Raw genomic sequence first — 15,093 nt, 5'->3', positions numbered from 1 at the left:
GGTGGGGGGGAAGACGAAGCGGAGGAGGCAGCCGGCCGGGCGGGCGGGGTGCGCCCCCCCCCCCCCCCCCCCCCCCCCCCCCGCCGCATGCCTCCGTCCCCTCGCGCAGATGCCTCCCCGCGGGCGCCGACAGCAGGGTGTCATACCGGGTGATGAAGCCGCATTCCTTGCTATACACGAGCGATGGAGCATCCCGGGACCCTGGTCCTGATCATGGCCCTGGCGGTTCTCGCCCCGCTGCTGGGCTATGCGACCGGTCGGTGGCTGTCCGTGCCCGTCGTCATCTTCGAGATCGTGCTCGGCATCCTGGTCGGCCCCGATGTGCTCGGCTGGGCCCACCACGACCAGGTCATCGACGCGCTGTCCGACCTCGGCCTCTCGATGCTGATCTTCCTCGCGGGGTACGAGATCCGGTTCGCGGAGGTCCGCGGCTCCACCCTGCGCCGGGCCGGCGGGGCCTGGATCTGCTCGTTCGCCGTCGGGCTCGGAGCCGCCCTGCTCCTCAGCGGCGCGGACCTGGCCAAGAGCCTGGTGATCGGCACCGCGCTCACCAGTACGGCCCTGGGCGCGGTGCTGCCGATCCTGCGGGACTCGGGGCGGCTGGAGGGGAGGTTCGGGTCGGTGGTGATGGCGTTCGGGTCGGTCGGCGAATTCGGGCCGATCGTGGCGATGGCCCTGCTGTTCAGCGGGCGGAGCCCGGGGGCGGCGAGCGCGGTGCTCGCGGTGTTCGCCGTCATCACGGTGGTCGCGGTGTTCTGGGCGATGCGGCCCAGGCCCCCGTGGTTCGCCCGGATCATCGCCATGACCCTGCACAGCAGCGGCCAGTTCGCCGTCCGCTTCGTGATGCTGCTGCTCGCCGGGATGCTGGGACTGGCCCATGTCTTCGGCCTGGACGCCCTGCTCGGCGCGTTCGCCGCCGGGATGCTGACCCGGCTGGTCCTCCAGGGGGCGGTGCCCGAGCGCAGCGGGGAGATCCTGGGGAAGATCGAGGCCATCGGATTCGGCTTCCTGGTTCCGTTCTTCTACGTCGTCACGGGCATCGACTTCGATCTCGCGGCGCTCCTGGACGGGGGCCGCCCGCTGCTGCTCCTGCCGGTGTTCCTGCTGTTCTTCCTGCTGGTCCGGGGTGTACCGGCGTACCTCCTGGCCCCGCGCGACCTGACCGGGCGCGCGCCCCGGTCCGCCCTGGCCCTGTTCTCCTCCACGTGTCTGCCGCTGGTGGTGGCGATCACCGCGATCGGGCTGGACGAGAAGGTGATCGGGGCGGGGGAGGCCGCCGCGCTGGTCGCCGCCGCGATGGTGTCGGTGCTGACGTTCCCGCTGCTGGCGTTCCGGCTGCTGCGGAAGGAGGAGGGCGGCAGGGGGGCGGCTGCGCCGAGCCGGGCGGCGGAGAGCGGGGAGGCGTGGTGAGGGCGCGGGGGCGTCGCGGTCAGGAGGCGTCCTCCGTCGGGACGCACAGCACCGGGACGGAGGACATGTGCAGCAGCTTGTGCGGGGTCGAGCCGAGGAGGGCGCCGCGCATCGGGCTCTCCCCCCAGGTGCCGACCACGATGACCCGGGCCGCGTGCCGCTCGGCCGCGTCCAGGAGGGCCTGCGCCGGGCTCTCGTCCAGCACCTCCACCTGGGCCGGGACCCCCGCCTCCTCGGCGGACGCCAGCGCGTGCTCCAGGCCGGTGCGGCCGGCCTGCCGGATCGCGTCGTAGTGGCTGCGGTACTCCGCCCCTTCGCGCAGGCCCGGGGCGGCGGCGCCGTAGACGAGGACCAGCTCCTCGCCGTACGCGGCAGCCACCTCGATGGCGATGCGCAGGGCCCGGGCGGCGCCGGGGGACTCGTCGTAGCCGAGGACGACCGACATCTCAAGTCTCCTTCCGGTCGGCGGGTTCCGCGGCCGTGGCGCGCACCAGCTCCGGGTCGGCGACCCCGGGCCGCTCCTGCCAGAACACCGCGTCCCGCAGCCGCCACACCACCATGAGGATCACGCCGACGAGGGAGATCACGATGCCGATGACCAGCGGCGGGCCGAGGCCGAACCAGGAGGTGCCGCTGTAGGAGTTGGCCGGATCGGACATGTCCGTCACCGACCGCACCAGCAGCCAGGTCAGCAGCCCGGCACCGACCACCGGGCCCAGCCCGATGAGGACGAGGTTGCGCACGCTCTCGGTGAGGTGGCGCCGGTAGTAGACGGCGCAGGCCACGCCGGTGAGCGCGTAGTAGAAGGCGATCAGGAGGGAGAGCGCGGTGAGGGAGTCGAAGAGGGCGGTGGTGGAGATCTGGCTGACCACCAGGTACCAGGCGATGGCGATCGCGGCGACCCACCACGTACTGACGTCCGGGGTGCGGAACCGGGGGCTGATGTGCCCGAAGTGCTGCGGCAGCGCCTGACGCCGGGCCATCGACAGGGCGGTCCGGGAGGCCGGGATGATCGTGGTCTGGGTGGAGGCGATCGCGGAGGTGGCGACGGCCAGCAGCAGGATCCAGTCCCAGCCGCCCAGCACGTCCCCGGCGAGCCGGGCGAAGACGAACTCCTCCTCCTCGGCGTTCTCGGCCAGGAACGCCGTACCCGCGAAGGCGACCACGGCCACGGCCACCGACAGGTAGGTCACCAGGAGCACCACCGTGGACCACAGCCCCGCCCTGCCCGGCGCGCTCGCCGAGTTCTCGGTCTCCTCGGTGAGGTTGACCGCCGACTCCCAGCCCCAGTAGATGAACACCCCGAGCAGCAGCCCGCCGGTCAGCGCGGCCCCACCGGCGCCGAACGGGTCCAGCCAGCTCAGGGACGGCGTGACGGAGTCGAAGCCGGTGGTGCCCGCGTACACCCGGTAGAGCGCCACCGCGACGAAGACGAGCAGGAACGCGACCTGCGCCAGGATCAGCGCGTTCTGCACCTTGGCCGACAGCTCGGTGCCGATGACGCAGAGTCCGGTCATCACGATGATCAGCAGCACGGTGAGGAGCTGCCGTACGAAGTCGTTGGCCACCCAGCTGTCCAGCCCGACCGCCAGCAGGGTGAAGCTCACCGCCACATCGGCCAGTGAACCGACCACCAGCACCCCGGTCATGGTGATCGCCCAGCCGCCGAGCCACCCCGCCCACGGGCCCATCGCCCTGGTCACCCAGGAGAACGTCGTGCCGCAGTCCTGGTCGACCTTGTTGAGGTAGTAGAAGGCCGAGGCGATCAGCAGCATCGGGACGAAGGAGGCGAGCATGACGCCCGGGGCGTAGATCCCCACCAGGGCCACGATCGGGCCGATCACGGCGGCCAGGGAGTAGGCGGGGGAGGTCGCGTTGAGGCCGATGACCAGAGCGTCGACGAACCCGATGGCGTTGGGCCTCAGGCTGACCGCCGAGCCGTCCTGCCCCTCCTGCACAGCGTCGTGGGACATGGCGCTCCTCGATCCGGCCGGGCGCGCCGCAGGGGGGCGGCGGATGATCAGTACCTCATCGTAAGAACACCCATGGACATGTGCATTCCGGGAGGAAATCCTCGTGGGGTGAGGGTCACCCGATCGGCCAGCTCCTCTGCGGAGGCCGGGGCCGGGGCGCAGGGTGGGGTCCATGTGGTCCCGCCGAATCGTCCTGGGCGCCCTGCTGCTGCCCCTGGTCCTCCTGGTCTTCCGGGACGGCCCGGCGCTCCACGAGCAGCACCGGGAGCTGGCCACCGGACCCCGGCCGCCGCGCGGGCTCCCGCAGCCCGCCGTCGTCAGCCGCCAGGAGTGGCACGCGGACGAGGGGCTGGTCCGGGAGAAGCCGCAGTACACCGGAGCGGCGGAGGCGGTCTTCGTCCACCACACCGGCAACCCCAACGACTACGACTGCGCGGAGGCCCCCGAGCTGATCCGGGCCGTCCAGAGCGACCACGTCGAGAAGGACGGCTGGGACGACATCGGCTACAACTTCCTCGTCGACCGCTGCGGCACCATCTACGAGGGCCGGGCGGGCGGTGTGGGGCGGTCGGTGCTGGGCGCCCACACCAAGGGGTTCAACGCGGACACCGTCGGCATCGCGGCCATCGGCGACTTCGCGGCGGGCGCCGAGGTGCCGGAGCCGATGCTGGAGGCCCTGGTCGAGCTGGCAGCCTGGAAGCTGCGCCCCGGCGTCGACCCGCTCGCCACCGTCGAACTGGTCTCCACCAACGCGGAGAGCCGCTTCGACGAGGGTCAGGTGGCCCGGCTGAACGTCATCTCGGGCCACCGCGACAGCTTCGAGACCCGCTGTCCGGGCGATGTGCTGTACGGGCTGCTGCCAGAGCTGCGCGAGCGCGTGGCCCGGATGCGCGACTCGGCCCCGGGCAACGCGGCGAACTCCCGGCTGCGTCCGTACTTCTGAGGGGCGCCCAGGCCGTCACCGCGCCACGAACTGCGTCAGTATCGCCTGCACCTCGTAGATGTCGACGCCCTTGGTGAACGTCTTCTGGAGCGGGGTCGAGCTGCCCGATACCCAGATCTTCAGCTCCGCGTCCAGATCGAACGTCCCGGCCGTCTCCACCGCGAAGTGCGTGATGCTGCGATACGGCACGGAGTGGTACTCGACCTTCTTGCCGGTGATGCCCTGCTTGTCGATCAGGATCAGCCGGCGGTCGGTGAACAGGATCGTGTCGCGGATCAGCAGGAACGCGGCGTGCACCTGCTCGCCCTGGCCGAGGAGCCGTTCGTAGTCCTGCTGGGCGGTGGCCGGGTCGATGGTGTGCGCGTTGCCGAACAGTGCCATGGATGCCCCGTCTCTCGGATCTGTCGTACATGAGTACGCGTACGGCAGTTGTTCCGGTTCCCGCCGGGGCCGGTGCCATGCTTTCGGGTGGCCTGCGGCGGTTTCGGGAACCCGGCCGGTCTCAGAGCGGGACCACCGTCACCTCGGTCGCCTTCACGCCCGTCCAGACCTGTGTGCCGTCCGTGATGCGCAGTTCGGCCGCCGCCTGCGGGGTGATCTCCGCGACCAGGTCCGGCGCCCGGTCGGAGGTGATGAGGAGGCGGAGCCGGCTGCCGCCCGAGGTGATCTCGCGGACCGTGCCGGGCCAGACGTTGCGGGGGGAGCCGGTGGGTTTCCCCCGGTGTACGGAGACGGCTTCGGGGGCGATGACCGCGAGGGCCTCCGTGCCCGGGGCGAGCGGTTCGGCGACCACGAGACGGCCGCCGCCCGCCAGGTCCAGGCCGTCGGCGGTCGCGGTGCCGGGCCAGGCGTTGCGGCCGAGCATCCGGGCCACCCAGGGGGAGCGCGGGTGGCGGGTCACCTCCGCGGGCGGCTCGTCCTGGAGGACCCGGCCGTCGTCCAGGACCAGGACCCGGTCGGCCAGCGAGACCGCCTCGACCGGGTCGTGCGTGACGATCAGGCAGACCCCGCCGAAGTCCGCGAGGTGCCGGCGCAGGGTGTGCCGGACATGGGCCCGGGTGGTCTGGTCGAGGGCGGCGAGCGGTTCGTCCAGCAGCAGCAGGCGTGGGCGGGCGGCCAGCGCGCGGGCCAGGGCGACCCGCTGGGCCTGGCCGCCGGAGAGCCGGCCGGGCTTGCGGTGGGCCAGGTGGCCGACGCCGAGCCGGTCCAGCCAGGCCTGCGCCTCCCGCCGGGCCTCCGCCCGGGGGACGCCATGGGCGCGGAGCCCGTACGCCGTGTTGGACAGGGCGCTCAGGTGCCAGAAGAGCGCCCCGTCCTGGGGGACCCAGGCGACCCCTCGGCGGTGCGGGGGGAGGCTGGTGACGTCGCTGTCCCCCAGGCGGAGTGCGGCGTGGGCCCGGGGGGTGAGCCCGAGGAGGGCGCGCAGGAGGGTGGTCTTGCCCGCGCCGTTGGGGCCGACGACCGCGATGGTGGTTCCGGGGTCGGCGGCCAGGGTGAGCCGGGTGAAGCCGGTGACGTCGGCGTGCACGGACCAGCGCTCCCGGGGGGGCTTGGCCAGGGTGTGGCCGGGGGCCCCGGCCAGGACGTCCCGGGAGGCCTCGTCCCGTAGGTACGTGGGTGGTTCGGGCTCCCGTACGTACGGCAGGGCGCCCGGCGCCGCGCCCTTCGGCTCCTCCGGGAGGGGGGCGCGCCCCCGCTCCCGGTGGTGGTCGCCCGGGGTGCCGGTCCACCGGCCGCGCAGCGCGATCAGCACGGCCATGGCGATGGCCAGGAGCAGCAGCGAGAGCGAGGTGGCGGCCTCCGGCGACTCCTGGAGCAGCAGATAGACCTGGAGCGGCAGGGTCTGCGTGGTGCCCGGGAGGTTCCCGGCGAAGGTGATGGTGGCGCCGAACTCCCCGAGCGCCCGCGCCCAGGTGAGGGCCGCTCCGGCGATCAGCCCGGGGGCGACCATCGGCAGGGTCACGGTGAGGAACACCCGTACCGGCGAGGCTCCGAGCGATGCCGCGGTCTCCTCGTACCGGGGGCGCAGACCATTCAGCGCACCCTCCAGCGAGACGACCAGGAACGGCATCGCGACGAACGTGGCGGCCAGCACCGCCCCCGAGGTGTGGAAGGGCAGCGTGATCCCGAACGTGTCCTCCAGCCACGGTCCGAGCAGTCCGCGCCGCCCGAACGCCAGCAGCAGCGCCACTCCGCCGACCGTGGGCGGCAGCACCATCGGCAGCAGCACCAGCGAGCGGACGAACGCCTTGCCGGGGAACGGCACCCGGGCCAGCAGCCAGGCCAACGGCACCCCGAGCAGCAGCGAGAGGCCGAGTGACCAGAGCGAGACCAGCAGGGAGAGGCGGAGCGCCTGGGTGGTCGGTCCGGCGGTGAGGTGCGCGCCGAGGTCGCCCCAGGGGGTACGGGCCAGGATGCCGACGAGCGGCAGCATCAGGAGCGCCACGGCCAGCAGCGCGGGCACGGTCAGCAGGATCGGGGCGGGGACCTTGGGCTTACGGCGGAGTGCCGGTCGTTTCATGGTGGCCTCGTCTGGCGGCTGGAGGTGCGGGTGCCCGGCAGGCCCGTCGGGCGGCGGTGCGGGCCTGCCGGGACGTGGAGCGGCTGCCGTGCGGTACGGGCCCGCCGGGGCGGGGCGGGATACGCCGCAGGGGCGTGCGCCGGTGAACGGCTGTCGGTCCGCAGGGCGGGCTGCGGATGCTGGTCCGTAGCGCAGGTTACGGCTGCTGGAAGCCCGCGTCCCGGAGGATCTTCTGCGCGGCGGGCGTAGAGAGCCAGGCGACGAACGCGGCGGCGGCCTCGCCGTGCCTGGACGCCTTCAGCGTGGCGGCCGGGTAGGAGGCGACGGCGTTCTCCGCGTCAGGGATGTCGATCGCGTCGACTTTGTCGGTGGCGGCCTCGGCGTCCGATTTGTATACGAGCCCCGCGTCCGCCTCGCCCAGCTCGACCTTGCCGAGGACCGCGCGGACGTTGGGCTCCAGGGAGACCGGCTTCACCACGATCCGCTGCGCGTCGAGGATCTGCTTGCTGTAGCGGCCCACCGGCACCTCGGGGGCGGCCAGGACGACCTTGAGCCGGGTGCCGGCGAGGTCCCCGAGGCTCCCGACCCTCTCCGGGTTGCCCGCGCCGACGGCGATGACCAGCCGGTTCTTGGCGATGACGGTCGGGGTGCCGGCCTCGGCGGAGAGGCCGTCCATCGTCCTGGTGTCGGCGGTGACCAGGGCGTCGGCGGGGGCGCCCTGCCTGACCTGGGCGGCCAGCTCCTGGGAGCCCGCGAAGGAGAACGTGACCTTCGTGCCCGGGTTCTCCCTCTCGTACGTCGCTCCCGCCTCCTTGAAGGCATCGGTCAGCGAGGCGGCGGCCAGCACGGTCAGCTCGGCGGCCGGGGCGCCGGAGGCGCCGTCCTTCCCCGCGCCGGGACCGTCGTCCCCGCAGGCGGCGAGCGGGAGGAGGAGGGCGGCCGTCAGGACGGCGGCGGTACGGCGGCGGGTGAGCGGGAGGGGCATGAGGGCGGGGCTCCTTGGCTGCGAGCCCGGTCGGCGGGTGCCGTCCGCGGGCAGGACGAGTGCGCGCGGGGCGCGTGGTCGGGCCGGGATGCGAGAGGTGGGGCGGTGTACGAGAGGCGGGGCGGTGGTCATGGCCCACGGGCCAGGGAGAGGTACGTGACGGGCCTGCGGGCCGTGCTCCGCACCGGCCGCGGTCTCCCGGTCCGGGCGGTGGAGGACGGCCCGGCCCAGACGACTCAGGTGCGGTCGATGTGCACGTTGGTCGACTTCACCCGGGCGGTCGCCTGCATGCCGACCTCCAGGCCCAGCTCCTCGACCGCCTCCCGGGTCAGGAGGGAGACGAGCCGGTGCGGGCCGGCCTGGATCTCGACCTGGGCCGCGACATCGCCGAGCTTCACCGCGGTGACGATGCCCGGGAAGGCGTTGCGCGCCGAGGTGTACGGGGTCTCCTCCTCGTCGGCGGCGCCCTGGCCGACCTCGATCGAGAAGGCGGCCAGCGCACGACCGTCGATCAGCCGTCGGCCGGTCTCGTCGCGATGGGTCGCGACCCGGCCGGCGTCCGCCCAGCGTCGGGCGGTGTCGGGGCTGACGCCGAGAAGTCGTGCTGCCTGACCGATTGTGTACGACTGCATGTGCGACACGCTAGGCCAGTTGGGCTTGCATGTGCCACCCTTGAGGTGATCGACCATCGCAGATGCGAGGTTCTCGGAGGATCGTACGGAGCCCCCGGACCGGGGAGGGTCCGGGGGCTCCGTGGTGCCGGGGCCGGGCTCAGGCCGCCGGGCTCGTCGCCGGCATCTCACCCTCCGTCCTCGTCACGTCGATCACGGAGAACGTCGCGCCCTGCGGGTCGGAGAGCGCCGCGAACCGGCCGAAGGGGCTGTCCATCGGCCCGAACCGCAGTACCCCGCCCCGTTCGGTCGCCTTCGCCACCGCCGCGTCGCAGTCCGGGATGGTGAAGTAAACGTTCAGGAACGCGGGCACCTCCGGCGGGAAGTCGTCGCCCATCGTCATCCGGCCGAGCACCGTCTCGCCCTGGACGTCGTACATGGTGAAGTCCATCGACTCGTCGTCGAACTTCCGTACCGCGTAGCCGAAGACGGCCGGGAAGAACGTGTCCGCGGCCTTCGGGTCCCGGGTGAAGACCTCGCCCCAGCAGTAGCCGCCGACCGAGCCCGTCTCCGTCTCGAACCCCTCGTGCTCGGCGGCCTGCCAGACGCCGAAGGCCGCGCCGCCGGGGTCGCGGGCCAGCAGCATCGTGCCGAAGCCGCCCACCTGCATGGGCTCCATCAGCACCTCGCCGCCGTTGGCGCGGATCTTCTCGCCGGTGGCGGCGGTATCCGGCGAGGCCAGATACAGGCACCACGCGGATGCTCCGTCCGCGCCGGGCATGGGGGGCACCACGGCGGCCGCCGCCTTGCCGTTCGCGTACGCCGTCGTGTAGTCACCGAACTCCGACGAGCTCTCGCCGAACGTCCAGCCGAGCACGTCACCGTAGAAGCTCTTGGCGCCCTCCAGGTCGGCGAACATGGCGTCCGCCCAACACGGGGTGCCTTCGGGTTGTACAGCCATGGCACTGGTCCTCTTCCGGTCCTGGACCCTCTCGTGGTCCTTCGTTGCTGCTCCTGGCCGCCCCCTCCCGTCACGCTAGTCAGCAGTCCGCGTACGCGCGCGCCGGGACAACTCCGCCCGGCTTATGCACTAGTACGTATATGTTGTGTGCTAGTACATAAAAGGTTAGGGTCCCGTCATGCCTGCGCTTACCCCTCGGCCCGTGACCCTGACCGGGCAGTACGTGACCCTCGTTCCGCTGACCACCGGCCACCTCGACGATCTCTTCGAGGCGGGCGGCCGGGACGAGGAGGTGTGGCGCTGGCTGGGCGGTCCGGCGCCGCGGACCCGCGAGGAGCTGCTGACCCGGCTGGAGGGCGTGCTCGCCGAGGCCGAGTGCGGCGCGTACGTCCCGTTCGCCGTGGTCCACCGCGCGAGCGGGCGGGCCGTCGGCTGGACCACCTACCTGGACATCTCGGTGCCCGACGAGCGGCTGGAGATCGGCTGGACCTGGTACGGGCGGGCGTACTGGCGCACCGAGGTCAACACCGAGACGAAGCTGCTGCTGCTCGGCCACGCCTTCGACGAACTGGGGATGGGGCGCGTGCAGTTGAAGACCGACCACCGCAACGAGCGCTCCCAGGCGGCGATCACCCGGCTCGGGGCGGTCCGTGAGGGGGTGCTCCGCCGCCACCGGCGGCGGCCCGACGGGAGCTGGCGGGACAGCGTCTACTTCTCGCTGCTCGCCGACGAGTGGCCGGCCGCGAAGGCCCGGCTCACGGCCCGGCTGACGGAACGGCTCGCCGCGGGCTGAGCCGCCGCGGGCCGAGCCGCCGCGGGCCGAGCCGTGACGGGCCGCCGCGGGAGCAGCGACAAGGCCGGGCATCGCCGTGGGGAATCCCCTTCCCCCGGCTTCGCCCGGCCCCTGCCCGCCTGGTCTACCCGGCCGGCTTCCCGTCAGAGGGCTTCTCCGTACTCCCCGCACTCTCGTCGGAATCCGCGTTCGGCGGTGGGCGCCGAATACTGAGCACGACCGAGATCGTCAGGATGACCACGATCACCGTCAGGCTGACCGGTGAGGGAATCTCCGGAACGGAGGTGCTGATCATCTTGTGCGAGGCCTGGAGAAGGAGCTTGACCCCGATGAAGGCCAGAATGACGGCCAGGCCCGTACTCAGGTAGTGGAAGCGGTCCAGCAGTCCTGCCAGCAGGAAGTAGAGGGCCCGCAGCCCCAGAATGGCGAACGCGTTGCTGGTGTAGACGATGAACGCGTCGTCGCTGACCGCCAGCACGGCGGGCACGCTGTCGACGGCGAAGAGCAGGTCGGCCGCCTCGATCGCGGCCACCACCGCGAGCAGCGGTGTGGCGACCAGCTTCCCCTCCTCCCGTATGACGAAGTGCGTTCCCGCGTACTCGTTCCGGACCGGCATGATCCTCCGCAGCATCCGCACCGCGAAGCTCTTGCCCGGATCGAAACTGTCCTCCTCGCCCTTGAGGATCTTGTAGGCGCTGTAGAACAGGATCGCCGCGAAGAGGAAGAGCACGAAGGTGAAGCGGTTCACCACCGCGACGCCGGCCGTCAGGAATATCGCGCGGAACACCAGGGCGCCGATGACACCGAAGAACAGAACCCGGTGCTGATATTCGCGGGGCACCTTGAAATAGGCGAAGATCAGCGCGAAGACGAAGAGGTTGTCGACCGAGAGACTCTTCTCCAGCAGCCAGGCCGTCGTGTATTCCGTCCCCGCGGTCGTCCCGAGGACGAAGAAGACCACACCGCCGAAGATGAGCGCGAGGCTCACCCACAGCACGCTCCACCAGGCCGCTTCCCTGAAGCCGATGACATGAGCTTTTCGGTGGGCAAGCAAGTCGACTGTGAGGGAGACGATCACCGTTACGGCGAACGCCACCCAGAGCCACACCGGTACATCCACGCCCGAGACCTCCCCTGTCGATTGTTACGAGTGTGACGTGCCGGGCCCAGGAGTGCGAGGGGGTGTGCGTCGGCCGGCTGCCGCGACGGAGGCCATCAGCTCCGCGTCCAGGAACGAGGGATCGGCCATCCGGGTGGCCGCCGCATAGGAGTTGAGCAGGGCTTTCGTCACCCGCAGGGCGGCCTCGGGTCGGCGTGCGACGGGCTTCGCCCAGGCCTGTACGGCCTGATCCAATTCGTGTTCCGGAACCACGCGCTGAAGGACGGAGAGCGCTTGTGCCTCGGCGGCGTCGAACGCCCGCCCGGTGAGGACGAGTTCCCGGACCCGGGCCGCGCCCACCTCGTGGATCAGCCGGGGCAGCAGCCCGCCCCACGCCGTCGGCAGCCCGAGCGCCAGCTCCGGCAGCCGGAAGGAGGCGTTCTCCGCGCCGACCCGCAGATCGCAGGCGAGGGCGAGCGCGAAACCCGCGCCGACCGCCTTCCCCTGGACCCGCGCGATGGTGACGGCCCGGCTGCCGGAGAGCGCCTCGCAGACCCGGCGGGCCTTCTCACCGGAGACCCGGATACCCCGGCCGGCCGGATCCTCCGCCAGCCAGTCCGCGAACTCGGCGCGGTCGCCGCCCAGGCAGAAGTCGTTCCCGGCGGCGCTGAGCACCAGCACCCGCACCTCCGGGTCCGGCAAGGCGACGACGGCCAGCAGGTCGTCGAGCATCGCCTCGGTGACCGCGTTCCCGGTCCGCGGGGCGTTCAGCTCCACGTACAGGACGGCACCCTCCCGCCGGGTGCGTACCGTCGACGGCGTCTCCGGCGAGGTCGTGGCCGTCTCGGCGGGGGACGCGGGCCTCTCGGGCGGGGTCGAGTGCGTCTCGTGCGGGGAGGAGTTCGGGAAACCGGGCAGCGAGAGCTTCACAGCGCCACGCCCAGCGAGGTGATGCGGCGGAAGACCATCCGGGGGGCGTACACCGGCGGGGAGACCGTCCGCAGGGTGGGGAAACGATCCAGCATGCGGGCGAGCAGCGTCCGTGCCTCCAGTTTGGCCAGCGCCGCCCCCAGGCAGTAGTGCACCCCGCCGCCGAAGGTGAGGTGGCTGCCGCCGCGCAGGATGTCGAAGGCGCCGGGGTCGGGGTTGCGGCGCGGGTCGTGGTTGGCGGCGCCGTACAGGACGTGGATCATGCTGTCCTTCTTGATGGGGACGCTGGCCAGGACGGTGTCCTCGGCGGCGATCCGGGTGTTGATGTGGATGGGCGGGTCGTAGCGCAGCACCTCGTCCACGGCCGCGTCGATGTGCTCGGGGTGCGAGCGCAGCCACTCCCAGCGGCCGGGCCCGTCCAGCAGCAGGGAGACCATGGACGTCAGCAGCGTCGCGGTGGTCTCCAGCGAGGCGATGGTGACGAACATGGTGAGCCGGTAGAGGATCTCGTCCGCCTGCTCGCGGTCCGGCTCCAGCGCGTCCCAGGTGTGGATCCAGCCGGTCAGCACGTCGTGGCGGGGCTCGGCGCGGCGGCGGGCGACCAGGTCGGTGAAGTAGGCGCGCAGCTGTGCGGTCGCCTCGGCGGAGACCGCCAGCTGGCTCCTGGTGGGCAGCAGCTCCTGCGCGTACACCTGGTTGTGAGTGATCTCCAGGATGTGGGAGAAGTCCTCGGGCGGCAGCCCCAGCCAGGAGCCGATGGTGTGGACCGGCAGCTGCTCGCCGACCGTGGAGACGAAGTCCGCCTCACCCCAGCGGAGCTTGCCGGCCAGCTCGTCCAGGAGGCGGTCGGCGTGGTGCTCGACGTCGGGGGTGAGGCGTTCGATGGTGGAGCGGTCGAAGAGGTGGCCCAGTGAGCGGCGCTGGCAGGTGTGTTCGGGGGCGTTGAGCCGGGCCAGGGTGCCCGTCATCTCCCGGGTCGCGAGGTCGTCCCACCGCTTGGCGTCGTCCTGCCGCTCCTGCCAGGCGAAGTCGGGGGCCCGCCAGTCGCGGCCGCGCAGCACCTGGCTGCAGGTGTCGAACCCGGTGACGAAGTATCCGTTCCACGGAGCGCGGACGACGTCACCCATCGTCCGCAGCTCCGCGAGTATTCCGTACGGCTCGGCCTGTCCCTCGGGCGAACTGAGTCTGCGGAGCAGGCCGATCACCGCGCGCCGACCGTCGGGGGTCCTGGTTGTACCACCTGTGATGCTCACGCAGAGTTCCTTGACCTCGGCCCGGGGTTACCGCCCAGAACCTACCCCTCCGGATAGCTGCGCCAAGCATCGGACTTTGTTGCCCCCGTCACATGCATTCGTCACAAATGCCGGTTGTCACTCGCGAATTGTCAGCATGTGAGCCTTACGCGGAAACCAGCTGCTCAGACGCGGAAGACGTCGAGGAACGAACTCCACCACCCCTTCTGCTTCTTGGCCGGTTCCGCAGCGTGACGGGCGGCGCCCGGCTGGGGAGGAGCGTTCCGGTACGGGTCGGGCAGTTGCGCCGAGGTCGGGGCCGGCGGCTGTGCGGTGGCCGGCATGCGGCGGGCCGCGGTCGGCGTGAACCGTACGGGCAGGGCGACCAGGGCCCGGTGGAAGGGGCCGGGGCGCCAGGCGACGCCCGAGGCGGGGACGGCCAGCGAGAGGTCGGGCACGGTGTTGAGGATCTTCTCGATCGCGGTCAGCGCGATGAGGGTGGCGGGCGACTTGGCCGGGCAGACGTGCGGACCCGCGCCCCAGGCCAGGTGGGCGCCCTTGCTGAGGGTCTGGCGGGCGTCGGTGAGGGACGGGTCGCTGTTCGCGGCGGCGAAGCTGATGAGGACCGGCGTCTCCGCCTTGAGTACCACCCCGTCCAGCTCGATGTCCCGTACCGGGTAGTGGGTGGCGTAGTTGGCGATCGGAGGGTTGTTCCACAGGACGTCGTCGAGCGCGTCCTCGACGAGCATCCCCGAACCGCGCCGCTCGTGCCCGCCGCCGTGCCGCTCGTGCCCGCCCGGCTGGTCACCGGAGAGCATCAGCAGCAGCGCGTTCGCTATGAGATTGCGCTCCGGCTCCACACCGGCGCCCATCAGCATCACGAGCTGGTCCTTCAGCTCCTCGTCCCTCAGCCCGGCCGGGTGCTGGATCAGCCAGGAGGTGATGTCCTCACCGGGCTGGCGCCGCTTGAGCGCGACCAGCTCCATCAGGCACTCCGTCAGCTCCGCGTTGGCCCGCAGCACGTCCTCGCCGTCGAAGATGGCGGACATCGAGCGGGTCAGCCGGTCCCCGATGTCGCCGGGGCAGCCGAAGAGCTGGTTGAACAGCAGCAGCGGCAGCAGCTTGGCGTACTCGTTGAGCAGGTCGGCGGAGCCGCGCTCGATGAACTGGTCGATCAGGTAGTCCGCGATCCGCTCGACGTCCCGGCTGACCCGGCTGCTGTTGAGCCGCGCCAGCGACTCGGTGACCGCCTTGCGCAGCCGCAGATGCTCGGCACCGTCGGTGAAGAGGCAGTTGGGCCGGTACATCATCATCGGCAGCACCGGGCTGTCCATCGGGATCGCGCCCTCGCGCAGCGCCGCCCAGCGCCGCGAGTCCCGGGCGAAGAGCGCCGGGTTCTGGAGCACCCGCAGCGCCGCCTCGTGCTGGACGATCAGCGTGGCGTCCACCCCGGGCGCCAGCTCGATCGGGGCGGCGGGGCCGTGCGCCCGGAAGGCGTCGTACACGCGGTGCGGATCGGCGGCGAACTCCGGCCCGTACAGGGAGGTCTGCTGCTGGTGCATCGGGCACCCGGCGGGGGCGCTGTACGGGGTGGCTCCCGGCGACGGGTCCATGTTCGGCTTCCTCGGGGTGATC

14 protein-coding genes are annotated in these 15,093 nt (G+C 71.8%); 3 read left to right on the top strand and 11 right to left on the bottom strand.

Going from position 1 to position 15,093, the window contains the following annotated elements:
• The first annotated feature begins 183 nt into the window (after positions 1–183).
• Entirely contained in the window at positions 184–1,410 is a 1,227-nt protein-coding gene (locus AC0682_RS24345) for a cation:proton antiporter (RefSeq protein ID WP_478535094.1), read from the top strand.
• A 19-nt stretch (positions 1,411–1,429) separates the two neighbouring features.
• On the opposite strand, the gene AC0682_RS24340 is transcribed toward AC0682_RS24345, so the two are convergent.
• Complete coding sequence (locus tag AC0682_RS24340; RefSeq protein ID WP_478535093.1) at positions 1,430–1,855, bottom strand: universal stress protein; 426 nt, start codon at positions 1,853–1,855, stop codon at positions 1,430–1,432.
• Between the two features lies 1 nt (position 1,856).
• Positions 1,857–3,383, bottom strand: coding sequence for an APC family permease (locus AC0682_RS24335; RefSeq protein WP_478535092.1), 1,527 nt, complete (start codon positions 3,381–3,383; stop codon positions 1,857–1,859).
• Positions 3,384–3,555: 172 nt separating this feature from the next.
• Between AC0682_RS24335 and AC0682_RS24330 the strand changes: the two genes are divergently transcribed.
• Positions 3,556–4,326, top strand: a complete 771-nt coding sequence (locus AC0682_RS24330) for a peptidoglycan recognition protein family protein (protein ID WP_254812200.1) — start codon at positions 3,556–3,558, stop codon at positions 4,324–4,326.
• A 15-nt stretch (positions 4,327–4,341) separates the two neighbouring features.
• Here the strand turns inward: AC0682_RS24330 and AC0682_RS24325 are convergent, their stop codons facing one another.
• From AC0682_RS24325 to AC0682_RS24305, 5 genes are all read right to left on the bottom strand, one after another.
• Positions 4,342–4,707: a PH domain-containing protein gene (locus tag AC0682_RS24325; RefSeq protein WP_254812201.1), complete on the bottom strand. Its 366-nt coding sequence runs from the start codon at positions 4,705–4,707 to the stop codon at positions 4,342–4,344.
• Between the two features lie 121 nt (positions 4,708–4,828).
• On the bottom strand, positions 4,829–6,847 hold the full coding sequence (locus AC0682_RS24320; protein WP_478535091.1) for an ABC transporter permease: 2,019 nt from the start codon (positions 6,845–6,847) through the stop codon (positions 4,829–4,831).
• Positions 6,848–7,043: 196 nt separating this feature from the next.
• The gene (gene modA, locus AC0682_RS24315; RefSeq protein WP_478535090.1) at positions 7,044–7,832 is read right to left on the bottom strand and encodes a molybdate ABC transporter substrate-binding protein; all 789 of its coding nucleotides are present in this window, start codon (positions 7,830–7,832) and stop codon (positions 7,044–7,046) included.
• A 236-nt stretch (positions 7,833–8,068) separates the two neighbouring features.
• Positions 8,069–8,464 carry a TOBE domain-containing protein gene (locus AC0682_RS24310; protein WP_478535089.1) on the bottom strand — a complete coding sequence of 132 codons (396 nt, stop codon included), beginning with the start codon at positions 8,462–8,464 and terminating at the stop codon, positions 8,069–8,071.
• Positions 8,465–8,603: 139 nt separating this feature from the next.
• On the bottom strand, positions 8,604–9,404 hold the full coding sequence (locus AC0682_RS24305) for a VOC family protein (RefSeq protein WP_478535088.1): 801 nt from the start codon (positions 9,402–9,404) through the stop codon (positions 8,604–8,606).
• A gap of 178 nt (positions 9,405–9,582) precedes the next feature.
• On the opposite strand from AC0682_RS24305, the gene AC0682_RS24300 reads away from it, so the two are divergent.
• Entirely contained in the window at positions 9,583–10,197 is a 615-nt protein-coding gene (locus AC0682_RS24300; RefSeq protein WP_478535087.1) for a GNAT family N-acetyltransferase, read from the top strand.
• A gap of 124 nt (positions 10,198–10,321) precedes the next feature.
• Here AC0682_RS24300 and AC0682_RS24295 read toward each other — a convergent pair whose 3' ends face one another.
• The 4 genes from AC0682_RS24295 to AC0682_RS24280 all read right to left on the bottom strand — a co-directional run bounded on the left by AC0682_RS24295 (position 10,322) and on the right by AC0682_RS24280 (position 15,071).
• A complete protein-coding gene (locus tag AC0682_RS24295) occupies positions 10,322–11,317 on the bottom strand; it encodes a TerC family protein (protein WP_478535086.1) in 996 nt (331 codons plus the stop codon).
• 24 nt (positions 11,318–11,341) lie between these two features.
• Positions 11,342–12,226, bottom strand: coding sequence for an enoyl-CoA hydratase/isomerase family protein (locus tag AC0682_RS24290; RefSeq protein ID WP_478535085.1), 885 nt, complete (start codon positions 12,224–12,226; stop codon positions 11,342–11,344).
• Positions 12,223–13,353: a cytochrome P450 gene (locus tag AC0682_RS24285; protein ID WP_478535130.1), complete on the bottom strand. Its 1,131-nt coding sequence runs from the start codon at positions 13,351–13,353 to the stop codon at positions 12,223–12,225. Before AC0682_RS24285 ends, AC0682_RS24290 begins: the two co-directional genes overlap by 4 nt.
• Positions 13,354–13,643: 290 nt before the next feature.
• A complete protein-coding gene (locus AC0682_RS24280) occupies positions 13,644–15,071 on the bottom strand; it encodes a cytochrome P450 family protein (RefSeq protein WP_254812205.1) in 1,428 nt (475 codons plus the stop codon).
• Between the last annotated feature and the right edge of the window lie 22 nt (positions 15,072–15,093).

The sequence above is a fragment of the Streptomyces sp. NPDC043746 genome (assembly GCF_056436485.1).
Note: the sequence above shows the minus strand (reverse complement) of the source record. Positions and strands in the feature narration are given on the sequence as shown.

Excerpts from the sequence above, each read along its gene's own strand:
- AC0682_RS24280 (WP_254812205.1), bottom strand. The coding sequence starts at position 15,071 with ATGGACCCGTCGCCGGGAGCCACCCCGTACAGCGCCCCCGCCGGGTGC.
- AC0682_RS24320 (WP_478535091.1), bottom strand. The coding sequence starts at position 6,847 with ATGAAACGACCGGCACTCCGCCGTAAGCCCAAGGTCCCCGCCCCGATC.
- AC0682_RS24305 (WP_478535088.1), bottom strand. The coding sequence starts at position 9,404 with ATGGCTGTACAACCCGAAGGCACCCCGTGTTGGGCGGACGCCATGTTC.
- AC0682_RS24325 (WP_254812201.1), bottom strand. The coding sequence starts at position 4,707 with ATGGCACTGTTCGGCAACGCGCACACCATCGACCCGGCCACCGCCCAG.
- AC0682_RS24335 (WP_478535092.1), bottom strand. The coding sequence starts at position 3,383 with ATGTCCCACGACGCTGTGCAGGAGGGGCAGGACGGCTCGGCGGTCAGC.
- AC0682_RS24340 (WP_478535093.1), bottom strand. The coding sequence starts at position 1,855 with ATGTCGGTCGTCCTCGGCTACGACGAGTCCCCCGGCGCCGCCCGGGCC.
- AC0682_RS24285 (WP_478535130.1), bottom strand. The coding sequence starts at position 13,353 with ATGGGTGACGTCGTCCGCGCTCCGTGGAACGGATACTTCGTCACCGGG.
- AC0682_RS24345 (WP_478535094.1), top strand. The coding sequence starts at position 184 with ATGGAGCATCCCGGGACCCTGGTCCTGATCATGGCCCTGGCGGTTCTC.
- AC0682_RS24310 (WP_478535089.1), bottom strand. The coding sequence starts at position 8,464 with ATGCAGTCGTACACAATCGGTCAGGCAGCACGACTTCTCGGCGTCAGC.
- AC0682_RS24300 (WP_478535087.1), top strand. The coding sequence starts at position 9,583 with ATGCCTGCGCTTACCCCTCGGCCCGTGACCCTGACCGGGCAGTACGTG.
- modA (WP_478535090.1), bottom strand. The coding sequence starts at position 7,832 with ATGCCCCTCCCGCTCACCCGCCGCCGTACCGCCGCCGTCCTGACGGCC.
- AC0682_RS24330 (WP_254812200.1), top strand. The coding sequence starts at position 3,556 with ATGTGGTCCCGCCGAATCGTCCTGGGCGCCCTGCTGCTGCCCCTGGTC.